This window comes from Paenibacillus sp. FSL H8-0122 (assembly GCF_038005345.1).
Taxonomy (GTDB): domain Bacteria; phylum Bacillota; class Bacilli; order Paenibacillales; family Paenibacillaceae; genus Paenibacillus_AQ.
In genome coordinates this window covers 2,992,891-3,008,526 of record NZ_JBBOTB010000001.1, presented here as the reverse complement: position 1 = coordinate 3,008,526, position 15,636 = coordinate 2,992,891, and the positions used below count along the sequence as shown (strand labels likewise).

The 15,636-nt window shown below is 54.1% G+C and carries 10 protein-coding genes; all 10 read left to right on the top strand.

The window, feature by feature from the left end:
* The first annotated feature begins 9 nt into the window (after positions 1-9).
* Positions 10-2,331 carry a universal stress protein gene (locus NSS64_RS13120; protein WP_341140396.1) on the top strand — a complete coding sequence of 774 codons (2,322 nt, stop codon included), beginning with the start codon at positions 10-12 and terminating at the stop codon, positions 2,329-2,331.
* Between the two features lie 175 nt (positions 2,332-2,506).
* Positions 2,507-3,448: a ketopantoate reductase family protein gene (locus NSS64_RS13115; protein WP_341140395.1), complete on the top strand. Its 942-nt coding sequence runs from the start codon at positions 2,507-2,509 to the stop codon at positions 3,446-3,448.
* A gap of 682 nt (positions 3,449-4,130) precedes the next feature.
* Positions 4,131-4,616: a nitroreductase family protein gene (locus NSS64_RS13110; RefSeq protein ID WP_341140394.1), complete on the top strand. Its 486-nt coding sequence runs from the start codon at positions 4,131-4,133 to the stop codon at positions 4,614-4,616.
* 44 nt (positions 4,617-4,660) lie between these two features.
* Complete coding sequence (locus tag NSS64_RS13105) at positions 4,661-6,406, top strand: ABC transporter ATP-binding protein (protein ID WP_341140393.1); 1,746 nt, start codon at positions 4,661-4,663, stop codon at positions 6,404-6,406.
* Positions 6,390-8,231, top strand: a complete 1,842-nt coding sequence (locus NSS64_RS13100) for an ABC transporter ATP-binding protein (RefSeq protein ID WP_340992855.1) — start codon at positions 6,390-6,392, stop codon at positions 8,229-8,231. Before NSS64_RS13105 ends, NSS64_RS13100 begins: the two co-directional genes overlap by 17 nt.
* Before the next feature lie 645 nt (positions 8,232-8,876).
* Entirely contained in the window at positions 8,877-9,557 is a 681-nt protein-coding gene (locus NSS64_RS13095; protein WP_076075658.1) for a response regulator transcription factor, read from the top strand.
* Entirely contained in the window at positions 9,554-11,308 is a 1,755-nt protein-coding gene (locus NSS64_RS13090; protein ID WP_341140392.1) for a sensor histidine kinase, read from the top strand. Before NSS64_RS13095 ends, NSS64_RS13090 begins: the two co-directional genes overlap by 4 nt.
* A gap of 42 nt (positions 11,309-11,350) precedes the next feature.
* Positions 11,351-11,875 (top strand): CDP-diacylglycerol--serine O-phosphatidyltransferase, encoded by a 525-nt coding sequence (gene pssA / locus NSS64_RS13085; protein ID WP_340940875.1) that lies wholly within the window; start codon positions 11,351-11,353, stop codon positions 11,873-11,875.
* Between the two features lie 6 nt (positions 11,876-11,881).
* Positions 11,882-12,376 carry a DedA family protein gene (locus tag NSS64_RS13080; RefSeq protein WP_036728489.1) on the top strand — a complete coding sequence of 165 codons (495 nt, stop codon included), beginning with the start codon at positions 11,882-11,884 and terminating at the stop codon, positions 12,374-12,376.
* Positions 12,377-12,502: 126 nt separating this feature from the next.
* On the top strand, positions 12,503-15,622 hold the full coding sequence (locus tag NSS64_RS13075; RefSeq protein WP_341140391.1) for a GNAT family N-acetyltransferase: 3,120 nt from the start codon (positions 12,503-12,505) through the stop codon (positions 15,620-15,622).
* The last annotated feature ends 14 nt before the right edge of the window (positions 15,623-15,636 follow it).

The window sequence follows — 15,636 nt, the reverse complement described above, 5'->3', positions numbered from 1 at the left end:
GGTGAGTCCGTGGCGCCCTATAAACGCAAGTCTCCTGAGGAGATTCTATATTCTATCTACCAGCTCCAGCGGGGGCGGCTGAAGATCATCATCGGCTCGGTCAGCGGCTCCGGCAAAACCTATCATATGCTGGAGGAAGGCAAGCTGCTGAAGCATCAGGGGATCGATGTAGTGATTAGTGCGGTCTCCACTATGGGCCGGGCGGAGACGGTTCAGCAGCTTGGCGATCTGGAGCGCGTGCCCAGTATTCACTGGCTGAAGGACGGCAAGGAGGAGAAGGATCTGCCGCTTGAAGCGCTGGTGGAGCGCAATCCTGAGGTGCTGCTGGTCGATGGTCTGGCCCACCGCAACCGCGAAGAGGCCCGGTTCCCGACAAGGCTTGCGGACATCCGTTATCTGATGGATCAGGGCATCAGCGTAATTACGACTATTAATGTCTATGAGCTGGCCGGTGTGGGCGAGCAGATCTATGAAATGACCGGCATCCGTGCGGAGTGCACTGTGCCGCTCAATACACTAGAGCTCGCCGATGAGGTACGGCTGATCGATGTGTCCCCGGAGACCATTCTCAAGCGGCTGGAGGAGGGAGTGCTTGGAGAGGGCGCGCATCCGGCATTATCCCTCAGGGGCAACCTTGGCGTACTCCGTGAGGTGTCGCTGAGGCTGATGGCGGAAGGGGTCAATGATTCCCTGGAAAAGCACCGCGAGGCCGAGGGACTGATCGGCCCTTCGGGCGCGACAGAGCGGATTCTGGTATCCGCACAGTATCACTGGAATGGTTCCCTCTATATTAGAAGGGGACAGCAGATTGCCAAACGGCTGAACGGAGACCTGCTTATCGTTACCTTCCTCCTGCGCGGCCATCCGTTGACCAAAGATCAGCAGGTATTCAAGCGCTCCATCCGCAAGCTGACCGAGCGGATTCAGGCCCGGTTCGAGGAGGTGGAGCTGATACGTCTGCGGATGCTGCCCGCCATGCTTGTGCGCTACGCCATTCAGAACAATGTCACCCGAATTGTGATGGGGCATTCGCAGAAAAGCCGCTGGCAGGAGAAGTGGCAGGGCTCCATAGCCAGCCGTGTCCTGCGGAGGACGCGGAATATCGATGTGTTCCTGATGGCTGACCGTGCCGAGCAGGAGGGAGAACGGGTTCTGCCGGTCCGTCCCGCAGCGAAGATGGCGGCAGAACCGTTCCACCGGCTGACCGGCCGGGAGCTGGAGCAGCGGATCGAGGATATCCGCCGGGGCACCTTCAAGGTGTATATCGGCGCAGCCCCGGGCGTAGGCAAAACCTACAAGATGCTCCAGGAAGGCAATCTGCTGCTGGGCAAGGGCATCGATGTGGTCATCGGGCTGCTGGAGACCCATGGGCGAGAGGAAACCCGCAAGCAGGTGGGCAAGTTAACGATGATTCCTAGAGCGCGGATTGCCTACCAGTCCACCGAGCTTACGGAGATGGATACAGCGGCGATAATCGCCCGCCATCCCGAGGTGGTGCTGGTGGATGAGCTGGCCCACACGAATGTTCCCGGAAGCGTGACCCGCAAGCGTTATGAGGATGTTATGAAGCTGCTGGAGAACGGGATATCGGTCATTACCACGGTTAATGTGCAGCATCTGGAGAGCTTGAACGATGCGGTGGAGCAGTTAACCGGTGTGCGTGTGCGCGAGACGGTGCCGGATGCCATCCTGCGGATGACCAGTGAGGTGGAGCTGATCGACGTTACTCCGCAGATGCTGCAGCAGCGGATGCGGGAAGGGAAGATCTACGCGCAAGAGAAGGTCAATCAGGCGCTGGAGTCATTCTTCAAGATCGGCAATCTGATCGCGCTGCGCGAGCTGGCCCTGCGCGAGATTGCCGATGATGTGGATGAGCGGCTGGAGGCCTGGGAGCGGGAGCCTGCCCTGCGCGGGCCATGGAGCAGACGGGAGGTTATCTTCGTCTGTGTAGACACAGGGCCGCAGGCTGAACGGCTGGTCCGCCGCGGCTTCCGCATTGCACACCGCCTGAAGGCGGAGTGGCATGTTCACTACGTGCACTGTACCCGCATGAAGACGGCGGAGGAGCAGAAGCGGTTGGATACGCTGAAGGCTCTGACCGAGCGGCTAGGCGGGGTAATGGACATTACGGAGGCGGGAAGCCGCAAGCATCTCTATAAGCATCTGCTCCAGCGGATGAATGACATGCACACTACGCAGGTAATCATCGGCCAGTCCCGCAGACCCTTCCTGCGCAGCTTGTTCTCGGTGAGCTTCGTTCAATATCTGCTGCGGCATGCCCGGCATATGGATATGCTGATCGTGGCCGTTCATACGCAGATGATGGAATGAACCTGTCTGCATGCAGTCCTGCGGCCCTGTGCGGCTAATGTACAATTTACACGGGTTTGTTCAGTAATTGACATCCCCGGCACCATTGGCAATTGCGCGAATGAGGTCCCGCCGCTAACATAATGAACAGATGTTTATTTAAATACAACTGTTTGAAGCGGAGAGGGGATTCGAGATGCGAATATTAGTGATGGGTGCAGGGGTAATAGGCAGTTATTTGGCACATGTGCTGGTACGGGGCGGGAATGAGGTCACGATGCTGGCCAGAACGAAGCGGGCGGGCCAATTGCAGCAGGACGGACTGGTCCTCCGGCATTATTTTCAGCGCAAAACGACTGTAGATCAGGTGAAGGTGATATCCGAGCTGCGGAGGGATGATGTCTATGATCTGATCTTCGTAGTGATGAAATACAATGACTTCCCGGCGGTGCTGCCGGCGCTGGCAGACAACGAAAGTAAAAATATTGTGCTTGTCGGCAATAACGGGGATACCCGCGGGATGCAGCAGTTCTTCAAGGAGAATAGCCGGATTCCGCAGAATATAGCGTTTGGCTTCCAGATAAACGGCGGGACGCGTGAGGAAGACGGGCGTGTTATCGTTGTAAGCGGTGGCGGCAAGATGGTACTGGGCAGTCTGGAGGGTGAGGTTCCGTTCAAGACGAAGCTTGCAGAAGCCTTCCATAAGACGAAGTATAAGCTGGATTATTCGCTGGATATTAACGCCTGGCTCCTGAGTCACATTGTTTCCATTATCCCGGTTATGTCGGTCATTTATCTCTATGATTTTGATTTGGCAAAAGCAAGCAAAGACTCCGCCCGCTGGAAACAGGCGGTTGCCGTAATGGATGAAGGGTTCCGCGTGCTCTCCGCGCTGGGCTTCCCCGTCAACCCCGCCTCCCTGGTTAACGGGGCGAAGAAGCACCCGGCACTGCTTGCCCAAGGGTTGAGATGGGTGCAAAAGCTGCCCTTCATGAAGCTGATCGATGGCTCATTCAGCGAGATTGCAGCGCTCTATCAAGCCTTTGAACCTCTGATGCAGCAGGCCCGTCTGTCCACACCGGCCTGGGATGATTTCAAGCAGCAGACGATGAGGAAATATGCTCTGGAGCAGGGTTAGGATGAACGGATGCACGGAGTACAGATGAACATATGAACATGTGAACTGATAAACTCCTCCAAAAGAACAGCTCAGGAAGCTCCGCTAAAGCGGAGTTTGCTGGGCTGTTTTTGCTCCTGCGAGTAGGTGAAGGCACAATGTATGCGGAAAACCGATACAATGTGCTCGTGAGATGGCAGATGGCCAGATGTAATCGAAAAACCGATTACATTGCGCTGGTTAGAGGGCGGATGGGCAAATGTAATCGAAAAACCGATTACAATGTGCTCGTGAGATGGCAGATGGCCAGATGTAATCGAAAAACCGATTACATTGCGCTGGTTAGGGGGCGGATGGGCAAATGTAATCGAAAAACCGATTACAATCTGTTCGCGAAAGGACAGATGGCTGGATGTAATCTGAAAACCGAATACAATGCGCTCGTTAGAGGGCAGGTGGCCAGATGTAATCGGAAAAACAAACACAATGGGCTGGCATCAGGGTGCGTGTACCGGATGCCGCTAAAAGTGGACAGATGGGTAAGGCTGTTTTGCCCAGGAGCCAATTCACTTTCAGCATAAAAAATCATTAACACCATATACATAATGTTCCATTTTACTTATAAAGCCTTGTAATTTAACGTGTTAAAGAGATATGCTTATAACAATGTGGATACAAATACAACCGAAGGAGTGGACTAACTATGACTATTATCGATACTATTCAAACGCGAAGAACGATTAAGGCCTTCCGGCCAGACCCAATTAAAAAGGAGGAGCTCAATACTTGGCTGGAAGCTGCCAGCTATGCTCCGAACCACCGGATGAATGAGCCGTGGGAACTGCTGTTCATTGGGCCGCAGACCCGGGCAGCGCTGAACCATAAGACTGATTTTGGCGGTGCTCCTGTGTTGATTGGAGTCATATCCAAGTCTGCCGCTTCGACAATGGAGCGCGAAGAGAACATCATGGCCGTATCCTGCTATATCCAGAATTTCATGCTGGCAGCCCATGAGGCAGGAGCAGGTGTGTTCTGGTCATCACTCGGTGGTACGGCCAAGGGCCGTGAGGTGCTAGGCGTTCCTGAGGAGCAGGATGTCATTGGAGTGCTTGCCGTAGGCTATCCCTCGGAAGTACCTGCTGCCAAGCAGAGAACGCCAATAACGGATAAAATCACATATTTACCCTAAACAGGCGAACGGATGCAACGACTGATGAGATGAAGGTGAACGGAATGTGGAAGCTCAGGGGCTTCATGAAGCCATACGCGCTCTGGAGCGTGCTTGCCCCGCTGTTAATGGTAGTTGAAGTAGTGATGGACCTGCTGCAGCCTGCACTTATGGCCAGCATTGTAGATAAAGGCCTGATGAAGAATGATTTATCGCATATCCTCTCCACAGGCGGCATTATGATCGGAATCGCTGTCATCGGGATGACCGGCGGTGTGGGCTGTGCGATATGTGCAAGTATTGCCTCACAGAATTTCGGGAATGATCTGCGGATTAAGCTTTTTGAGCATATCCAGACCTTCTCCAACCGCAATTTGGACCGGCTGAAGACCGGCTCGCTGATCACCCGGCTGACTAACGATGTGGTGCAGCTCCAGACCTTCGTGCAGATGATTCTGCGGAGCTTCGTGCGGTCGCCGCTGCTGCTGATCGGCAGTCTGATCATGGCGGTGCGGATCAGCCCGTCCTTGGCGTTGATCCTGCTCGCTGCGGTTCCGCTGCTGTTCATCCTGCTGTTTGTGCTGATCCGGCTTTCTTTTCCGCTATTTGCCCGGATGCAGGAAAAGCTGGATGGGGTAAGCAACGTGCTGCAGGAGAATCTCACCGGTATTCGCGTAATCAAGGCCTTCGTCCGTGGAGACCATGAGCAGAAGCGCTTCGATACCGCCAATACCGGCTATACGGATACCGGAATCCGGGCGATTCGCCTGATGGCGCTGAATATGCCGCTTATGATGCTGATTCTGAATGCAAGCATTATTGCCGTGCTCTGGTTCGGGGGCATACAGAACTGGAACGGGGTGCTACCCGTTGGTGAACTAATTGCCTTCATTAACTATGTTACTCAATTGCTCATGTCGATGATGATGCTGAGCACGATGCTTGCCTTCGTATCACGGGCCAAGGTATCGGGGGACCGTGTGAATGAAGTTTTCGCCGCCACAAGTGAAATTACCGAAGCGCCTGCGGCGGACCAAGCAGCCATTACACTCGGACGGATTGAATTCAGCAAGGTCTCCTTCGCCTATAACCGCGCGGATGAGAATCTTGTGCTGGAGGATATCAGCTTTGCAGCCAGCCCCGGGGAGACGATCGCTATTCTGGGGGCAACTGGAGCAGGAAAGTCTACCCTGGTTAGTCTGATTCCAAGATTTTATGAGGTCTTGTCCGGTGCCGTTCTGATCGACGGAACAGACATCCGTGAGATTAGCCTAGAGCATCTGCGGAGCCGGATCGGCTTCGTAATGCAGCAGTCCCTGCTGTTCAGCGGCAGTATCCGGGATAATATCCGTTACGGACGGCCGGAAGCCACAGATGAAGAAGTGGAGCAGGCGGCTGTAGCCGCAGAAGCGCATGGATTCATTACAGCTATGCCGCAAGGCTACGACACGCAGCTCGGACAACGCGGGGTGAACCTGTCAGGCGGACAAAAGCAGCGTCTGTCCATTGCACGCGCGCTGTTAATTAAGCCGGCCATTCTGATCCTGGATGACAGCACCAGCGCTCTGGATGCGGTTACCGAAGCAAGCATCCGCCTGCTGCTGAAGACGGAGCTTCAGGACTCTACTGTCGTTATGATTGCCCAGCGGGTGTCTTCCATTATAGATGCCGACCGGATCTTGATTCTGGAGAACGGCCGGATCGCCGCACAGGGTACGCATACCGAGCTGATGGCAGGCAGCGAGATCTACCGGGACATCCGTCACTCCCAGCTGAAGGAAGAGGAGGAGCCCTATGTCCAGTCAACGTAAAAGGGAGCAGGCTCCCGGCGGACCTGGAGCGTTAGGCGGCGGGCCTCCCGGCCGTGTTGGCGTAACCCCCAAGGTACGTCCGAAGAATAGCAAGGCAACCATCCTCCGCATCTGGTCCTATCTGAACCGTCAGCGGACAGGGCTGATTATGGTCTATGTATTCACGATGCTGAATGCTGTTCTCGCCCTGATCGGTCCCTACCTGCTAGGAAAAGCTATTGATACCGCGATCCTCCCGCAGGATTATAGTCTGCTGGTCCGGTTCTGTCTCCTTCTGGGCGGCATTTATCTGCTGGGCAGCGCCGTCTCTTGGGTTCAGGCTTATGTGATGACCTCCGTCTCGCAGCGCACGGTGTATGAGTTACGGCGGGACCTGTTCGCCAAATACCAGGAGCTGCCGGTCAGCTTCTTCGATACCCATGCTAACGGTGAGCTAATGAGCCGTGCAACTAATGACATCGACAACGTCTCGAACTCGCTGAATCAGAGTGTAACCCAGCTGCTGAACAGTCTGATTACACTTAGCGGCTCTCTGGTCATTATGCTGATGCTGAATGTGCCGTTGACTGGAGTTGCTCTGGTAACCATTCCGCTGGTCGTACTGGCGAGCCGCCGGATTACCGGCTTAAGCCGGATCTACTTCAAGGATCAGCAGCAGCATCTGGGTGAGCTGAACGGCTTCATTGAAGAAGCGGTCAGCGGCCAAAAGGTGATCAAGCAATACCGCAGAGAACAGGCGGAGGTCGCCAGATTCCGAGGAATAAGCGGCGAGCTTAACAAAGCTAGCATTAAGGCGCAGATCGTATCAGGCCTGGTAGGACCAGTAATGAACCTGATTAACAATCTGAACTTTGCGCTGATTGCCGGCATTGGCGGCTGGATGGCTTATCATGGGCTGGTTACCGTGGGGGTCATCGTCAGTATGCTGAACTATGCCAAGCAGTTCGGCCGGCCCATCTCCGACCTTGCGAACCAGTATAACCTGATCCAATCGGCAATTGCCGGTGCCGAGCGCGTATTTGAAGTGATGGATATGCCTTCTGAGTACAGCGGGGAGCAGCCTCAGGAACTGGAGCGGATACGCGGGGAAGTTGTTTTCCGGGATGTAGTGTTCGGCTATCAGCCGGGCGAGCCTATTCTGAACGGGGTAAGCTTCACCGCACAGCCGGGTGAGACTATCGCCCTGGTCGGGCCGACCGGAGCGGGGAAGACGACTATTGTCAACCTGCTGACGCGCTTCTATGAAGTGAGCGGCGGTGAGCTGCTGATCGACGGCAGGGATATCCGGGAGCTGGGTAAAAACGGTCTGCGCCGCCAGCTCGGCATGGTGCTGCAGGACGCCCATGTCTTCTCGGGAACCATCCGCGAGAATATCCGGTTCGGCCGCCTGGAGGCCACAGACCGTGAGGTGGAGGAAGCCGCTAATCTCGCCAACGTCAGCGGCTTCATTGCGCGGATGCCGCAGGGGTACGATACGCTGCTGGGCACGGACGGGACCACCTTGAGCCACGGTCAGCGTCAGCTGTTGACCATTGCCCGCGCCATTCTGGCCGATCCGGCCATCCTCATTCTGGATGAGGCTACAAGCAGTGTAGATACCCGGACAGAGATGCATATCCAGCAGGCCATGCGGACACTGATGAAGGGCCGGACCAGCTTCGTGATCGCCCACCGGCTCAGCACCATTCAGGATGCTGACCGGATTCTGGTCATCCAGGGCGGGCAGATCGCCGAGCAGGGCAGCCACAGCCAGCTCCTTGCGCTGCAAGGGATATATTCCGAGCTGTATAACAGCCAGTTCAAGCAGGCTTTTGAAGCCGGGTAAGCAAGGCACGCCGATTAAGGTACGATGATTATATAGCAGACAGCGATCCTCCGTTCAATAGAGAATCGCTGTTTTGCGTTTTGGCTTCAGCCGCTATTAGTCTGAGGGAATTCCTGCACAGAATGCAACAATGTTCATGATCCAGCACCGTGCTGATGGAAATCCTGCACTAATTACAACAATGTGTGTTCCTCAGCCGTGAATCGCAGCGAATTCCTACAATAAGTACAACAATGTTCATTATCTGAGCTCAAAACGGACAGAGTTCCTGCAAAAATTGCAACATTTGTGTTCAGTGGAGCTACTTTCTCTTTCGGATTTTTGATAAGTGGCAAACTTTCTCTTTGAGTATGTTTGAGGTTCAATCTAAGTAGCACTTTTAGCTCAAACAGCGGAGCGGGCGGAACGATTGTGGAAAAGCGGAGCGTTCGCCTTTGTGTCCGGATTTTCACCGCTAAGGGGAATGGAAAAAATCTGGACACAACAGCGATTGGAACAACGTTCCGTTTGTGCAGCGTTCACCCGAGCGCTAACATTTCGCATACTCCATCACTCATTTTTCAATCAATTTCCCCCCAGGACACATAAAGGACATAACACTCGACTATGCTGAGAGGTATAAACGGGTTGAAAGCAGGGAGTACATTGAACAAAAAGCTATTGCTTGTCGAAGACGAGCTGCGTATCCGTGAGCTGGTGTCGGATTATTTCATACAGGACGGCTGGGAGGTACGCGAAGCCGATAATGGGCAGGACGCGCTCCTGTGGTTCGATTCGCTGGAGCCGGATCTGCTGATTCTGGATATTATGATGCCCAAAATGGACGGATTTCAGGTATGCCGGGAGATCCGCAAGAAATCGGCGACCCCGATTATTCTGCTGACCGCCAAATCCGCCGATGACGACAAAATACACGGCTTCGAGCTGGGCGCCGATGATTATGTAACCAAGCCGTTCAGTCCCAAGGTGCTGGTGGCCCGGGCTGCCGCGCTGATGAAACGGGTGGAAGGCGCACATCAGCCAGAATCCGGTGTAGTGAGATTCGGCTCGGCCATCTTCAACACCATGGCGCACCGTCTAGAGGTGGAAGGTGCCGATGTCGAGCTTACCCCGAAGGAGTATGATCTCCTGTGGCTGCTGATCCGCAACAAGGGCCATGTGGTCTCGCGGGATACCATCCTCAGCCGGGTGTGGGGAATTGAATTCGAGGGGGACTCCCGGGTCGTGGACAGCCACATCAAGAAACTGCGCAGCAAGCTGGGGTATGAATCCCGCCACATCCGCACGGTCATTGGAACCGGCTACAGATTCGAGGACGAGGAATGAAAAGATGGGGCATTACCTTCAAGCTGTTCGTGATGACCGTAATCTTCTTCGTCTGTTTTTACGGGATGGTAATCCTCAGCCAGTTCCTGCTGTTCGACCGCTTCTACCAGACGCAGAAGGAGTCCCGTGTGGAGAAGCATCTCAAGAGCTTCGGGACAAGCTACACCAAAGAAGCCTGGGGCAGAACCCGGACTTCCCGCGAGCTGGTCCGGTTTATGCTGCGCAACAAGACACAGATGGTCATTCTGAAGCTGGACGGCCGGATGAAGTCGGAAGATCCGTTCCGCATGAAGCTGATTGACGATAAAGGCCAGACCCAGGTGATCCCTATGTCCCTGTTCATGAATCAGTTCGGGGATATGCTCCGGTCAGCCCATTTGAAAGAGAATGATCGGGTTACCATCCAGGGAGAGCTTGTCACTGGCGAGAATGACCTCGGCAATCAGTTTTTCCCGCTCATGATTACCAAACAGGGGTTCCAGCCGGTAGGCGAGGAGGCGGAGCTGGGCAACACAAGCATTACCGGGACGATTACGGAGCTGGTCCTGCCGGATCTGAAAATATGGAACCCGCGCCAGGGCATCCTGTTCGAGGCCGTAGAGGACTGGTTCCCGTTAAATACGGGGCAGCTGGAGAGCCTGGAGCATCTGAATATGGTCAAGGAAGAGTGGACGGCTCCCTGGAGCGGTATCCGCAATTCCGTGATGATTCTGCCCGTGAAGCAGGCCAGCGGGGAGATTGAGCTGTTGTTCTCAGTGACCTCGCTGCAGGATGTTAAGGATTCCAATGAAGCGCTGCGCTGGTTCTTTTTATACCTGGGGCTTGGCGGGTTCGTGCTGATTCTGCTCCTCTCGCTGTTCTATTCCAAGATGGTGACCCGGCCCTTGATCAAGCTCAATAATACGGCCAAAAGGATGGTAGCGCTCGATTTCACCGGCCATGCCTCCATCCGCCAGAGGGATGAGCTGGGCAATCTGTCCAGAAGCATGTTCACCTTGTCCCAAAGTCTGGATACTGCACTGGGCGAGCTTCGGGAGACCAATCAGCAGCTGGTGGAGGAGATGGAGCAGAAGAAGAAGCTGGAGCAGATGCAGCAGGACTTTTTTGCCAGTGCCTCCCACGAACTCAAGACGCCTCTTAGCATCATTAAGGGCTTCGCCGAGGGTCTGGAGGATGGGGTGAGCGCCGGCAAGCAGGATCATTACATCAAAGTCATTATCGAAGAGGCCGACAAGATGGAGTTCCTGGTAAAAGATATGCTGGACCTGGCCCGGCTGGAGTCCGGCACGATCAAGCTGCGCAAAAGCTCCTTCATGCTGAGCGAAATGACCGAGAAGGTGACCGGTAAACTGGTGCATTCCCTTCAGAGTAAGCAGCTGGATGTGGTCATTATTCCGGCGAATGAATTGCCTGTATATGCGGATGCTACATGGATTGAACAGGTGCTCAGCAATCTGCTGACCAACGCGATCCGTCATGCCGAAGAGAGCAGTACCATAACCGTTACATTGGAGAGTCAGCCTAAGAAGCTTCTGTTCACCATACACAATAAAGGGGAGAGAATCCCCGAGGATCAGCTGGCGCATATCTGGGAGCGCTTCTACCGGATCGAGGCTTCACGCAGCCGTCTGACGGGAGGAACCGGACTCGGATTATCCATTGCGAAGCAAATTTTAGATATGCATGGCTGCCGGTATGCAGTGATGAACACCACGGACGGCGTCTGTTTTAGTATAAGCTTTGAAGGCTGAGCCGCCCCAATTACCAATTTGTCTGGAAAGGAGTGAACAGCAATGAAATGGAGCTGGCTGCCTTCAATGTGCACACTGGGGAACCTGGGCTTCGGATCAATTTCCCTGCTATTCACGATTGAGGAACGTTATGATCTTGCTTTATTAATGATACTGCTGGCTGCAATATGCGATGTTATGGACGGACTGCTCGCCCGGATGCTCCATTGCACCAGTGATTTCGGCAAACAACTGGACTCTTTGGCGGATATTATTTCGTTTGGTATCGCTCCCGTCTTTCTTATTCTGTTATACCGTCTGGAGAACGTGCAGTGGGTCGGACCTGTGGCTGCGGTCGCATTCCTGATCTGCGGGGCGCTACGGCTGGCCAGATTCAATATCTCGGCTCCTTCCAAGGGCTTCGTGGGCATGCCGATTACGGCAGCCGGATTGCTTCTGTCGATGACCACACTTATAGGTGAGCGGCTGAAGCCGGAAATGGTCATTTTAATTATGGGACTGTTGTCCATACTGATGATAAGCAGGGTTCCATTCCCTTCGTTCAAAAAATTCGTTAACAGGAAGTGATTGTTCATGCCATGGGTCATCGAGATGATCTCACAATACGGTTATATAGCTATATTCGCGCTGCTGGCGCTGGGGCTTGTCGGACTTCCCGTTCCCGATGAGCTGCTGACGCTGTTCGTTGGCTATCTATCCTCTACCATGGTGCTGGATTTCTCGCTTTCGGTTCTGGTCTGTTTCATAGGCTCGATTACAGGCATGCTGATCAGCTATACCATCGGTCTCAGAGTAGGGCAGCCTGTCGTGGACCGGTACGGGAAATGGGTAGGCCTGACGCCCAAAAGATTCGCCTATGTCAAACGCTGGTTTTTCCGGTTCGGCAACTGGACGATATTCATCGCTTATTTTGTTCCGGGCATCCGGCATGTGACCAGCTACATCTCGGGCATCAGCGCCATGTCCTTCCGAAAATATTTAATGGTCACCCTGGCCGGTGCCTTTATCTGGTCCCTCCTGTTTGTCTCGATTGGCTATCTGATCGGTTCGAGGCTAACCTTTGCTTGAGTTAAGTAATAATCTTTTATAATCAAACAGGAACTTACAGCCGCTGAACATTCTGTTATATACTGCAAGTAGTATTTGTTGCTATGAAGCTAGGAATTATAGCGTTTCTGAGGAGGTATGACTGTAATGTCTGAATTACAACAGATAGTTATTGAAGAATATGTGCCGGAGAGGCACGCTGCTTCCATTGCCGAGATGTGGAACAGAAGTGCAGAGAGCTGGGGCGGAGACGGAGCGTACCGGACAGAGGAAAGCGTGCTGCGGGAACACGAGAACAGCCCGATGCTCAAGTTATTCCTGGCGGTAAGCGGCTCAGAGGTCATCGGATACTGCAGCTTCTCCCATTATAAAGAAGATACCGGGGCGCTCTATATCGCTCTGCTCAACGTAAGACCGGATTACCATGGACGCAAGGTGGGCAAGGCGCTGGTAAGGCGTTCGATTGAAGAGACGATTAAGCTGGGCTGGCCTCGGCTGGATCTCTATACGTGGCCTGGTAATGTCAAGGCGGTGCCTACGTATAAGAAAAGCGGGTTCTTCTGGGAGAACCGGGATGATACCACTCACCTGATGAACTTCATCCCCTCGGTGCTTCAGACCGGAGCGGTGAAGTCTTATTTCGAGAAGATAGACTGGTATAACGACAGCATCCGTGAGATCAAGGTGGAGCCTGACGGTCATGGGGAAAACGGGTTTGACTACTTTACATATGAATGGCTGAAGGACGGCCTGGCGCTGAAAATGGAATATGAGCGGACCGGCCGCGGCCTGCGCCTGATTGAGACGGAGGATTACCGGATACAGGTAACGATTCCTGCGCAGCATGAGCTGCCGTTTGGAGCGGAATACCCCGTCGTTTATGAAGCCTTTAATAAAAGTGGGAAACCCCTGTCACTCCAGATTAACGGTAAAAGCAATGCACAAATCCGCTTGGAGCTGGACGCTGCTCAGGATATCGAAACCGAGGCGCGGATCGAAGGACGCTTCTTCATCCATCCGGTGGAGGAGGAGCAGGATCTCTATCAGACTCATCCTGTGGTGGAGGCTGAACTGCTTATTAACGGCCTGCCTGCCGTCTTCAAGCTGGGCATTAAGCCGAAATTCCCGGTCAAGGTGAAGCTGCATCTGCCGGACAGAACGCTCTTCGCTGGTGAAGAGGTGGAGCTGGATGTGACGGTGGAGAATGAGTACAGCAAGGATACCGTGTTCAGCTTTGAGCTGCCGGAGGATGAGATTTTGTCGTTCAGTCAAAAGCGTTACACCGTAGAGGTTCCGGCGAAGAGCCGGAGAACCGTTACCGCAGCGGCCCGGCTGCTCGGGTATGGCATTTGGCACCATACGGTGAGTATCCGCAGTGCAGAAGAAGGAGCCGGTTCAGCTATCCTGGAACAGGAGCTGAGCCTGGTCTTCTCCGGAGCAGAGACGGCCTTCGGCGGCCCGACCGACAAGGACTGGATCATCAGCAATGGCCGCTATTCCGCCGTTCTGAACAAAACGAACCACTGGCTAACTTTTTTCCAGAACCGTAAATATCTCATGAACCTGCCTTATCCGAAGCTTGGACTGCCGTATACGAATGAATTCAACAAATTCTCGGCGCTGGATGTGAAGATCTCCAGGGATCAAGAGGCTATCGTGCTTGAGGCTACTTATGAAGCCGGCATCAGGAAAGGCTTGCTGCTGACGATGGTGGTGAAGCTGCTGGGCAACGGGATGGTCTCCCGTTATTTCAGAATCGACAACCCGCAGGCTACCGCACAGGAGGAAGAGCTGTTACTGAAGGACAGCTTCCGCTTCGGTCTGCACGGCGGCGTCATCCCTTACCGCGGCAAATATATAGATCTGAGCGCAGGGGCTGAAGCCTCCGGCATGGATTACTGGGAAGCGCAGGATTTCACGGAGAACTGGATGTTCGCTGCGGATGAAGGCTTCTCCAGAGGGATTAGCTGGCCGTCAGAGCTTAAGCTGATTCAAGATTCTTGGATGCATGCTGTGGAGCATTCCCTGGGACGGATTCCCGCCGGCGGGCGGAAGGAAACGCAGCCGCTGCGGATCGCTCTGGGAACCTGGGACCATTGGAAGGATTTCCGTGCTTATGCGCTGCAAAGCGGCAACAGCAATGCTGAGGAACTCACCACTACAGAGCAGCTGGAGCTGAGCCTGAATAACGGGAATCCGTTCATCAGCGGAGAGGCTAAGCTTCTCCTTCAGGAGCAGAAGAAGAGTTATCTGGCGGGTGAGATTCGGATCTCTTCCGGAGCAGGCAGCATGGAGGAAGCCCGGCTAACGGTGCAAGAGGAAGAGAAGCTCAGAGAAGCAGCTCTGCCGCTGACAGTACCGGCAGGCGCTGCCCCGGATGTGCTGACCCTGCATCTGGATCTGGACAGTTATGTGCAGGATCACTCCTTCCTGGTCTTGCCGGTCGCGGCTGAACGTGTCCGGCAGGAGAGACTCACAGCAGAAGGGGCACAGGTACTGGCTGTGGACAACGGGATACTGCGGATACAGGCCAGTCCTGACTTTGCACCGGGATTGTTCTCGCTTGCCCATCAGGGCGAGGAATGGCTTGAATCTTCTTTTCCGCAGCCGATTGCAAAGTCCTGGTGGAATCCATGGGTGGGTGGTATCGTAACCACTGTGGAAGAAATCGCCTTGCGCAGCTTCATGGAGGAGCCGCTAACGGCTGATTTCGCCGAATTGACCGATAACAAGGGGAACCGCTGGTCGGGTATACGGATGAGCGTTACCATTCAGAAGAATGATAAATACAAAGGACTCGTACTGCATCAATATTACATGCTGCTGCCGGGCGTTCCGGTGCTTGTCTCTACGGTACATGTGGAGCAGAATACAGGCGGTCCGCTGCACCCGTTGCAGCTTGAGACTTCAACCTTCTATCAGGCCGGTTCTGCGATCAAGGCGGGTAGAGGATACCTTAAGAATAGCAGAGGGGAACAGCTGGTGTATAAGGCAGGCAGAGTACAGTCAGGAGCTAAAAGTTCAAACGGGCTTCTGCAGCTGGGTTCTGAGGAGCGCAAGCACCGCTTGACGTTAATTGCAGCACCTGAACATTCCTCTCCCTCTCTTATGGTGAATGCAGATGCGATACTGTCTTATACGGAGGAGTACCTGCATCTGCAGGATGGCAAGGAGCAGTTCAGCAAACCGCAATTCTATCTGATCTCGGATCTCCAGGTACCTGAGCAGGCCTATGGCGATCTGCTGTCGATCCGGTTCAAGAAGTGAGTCAGAGAAAGGAA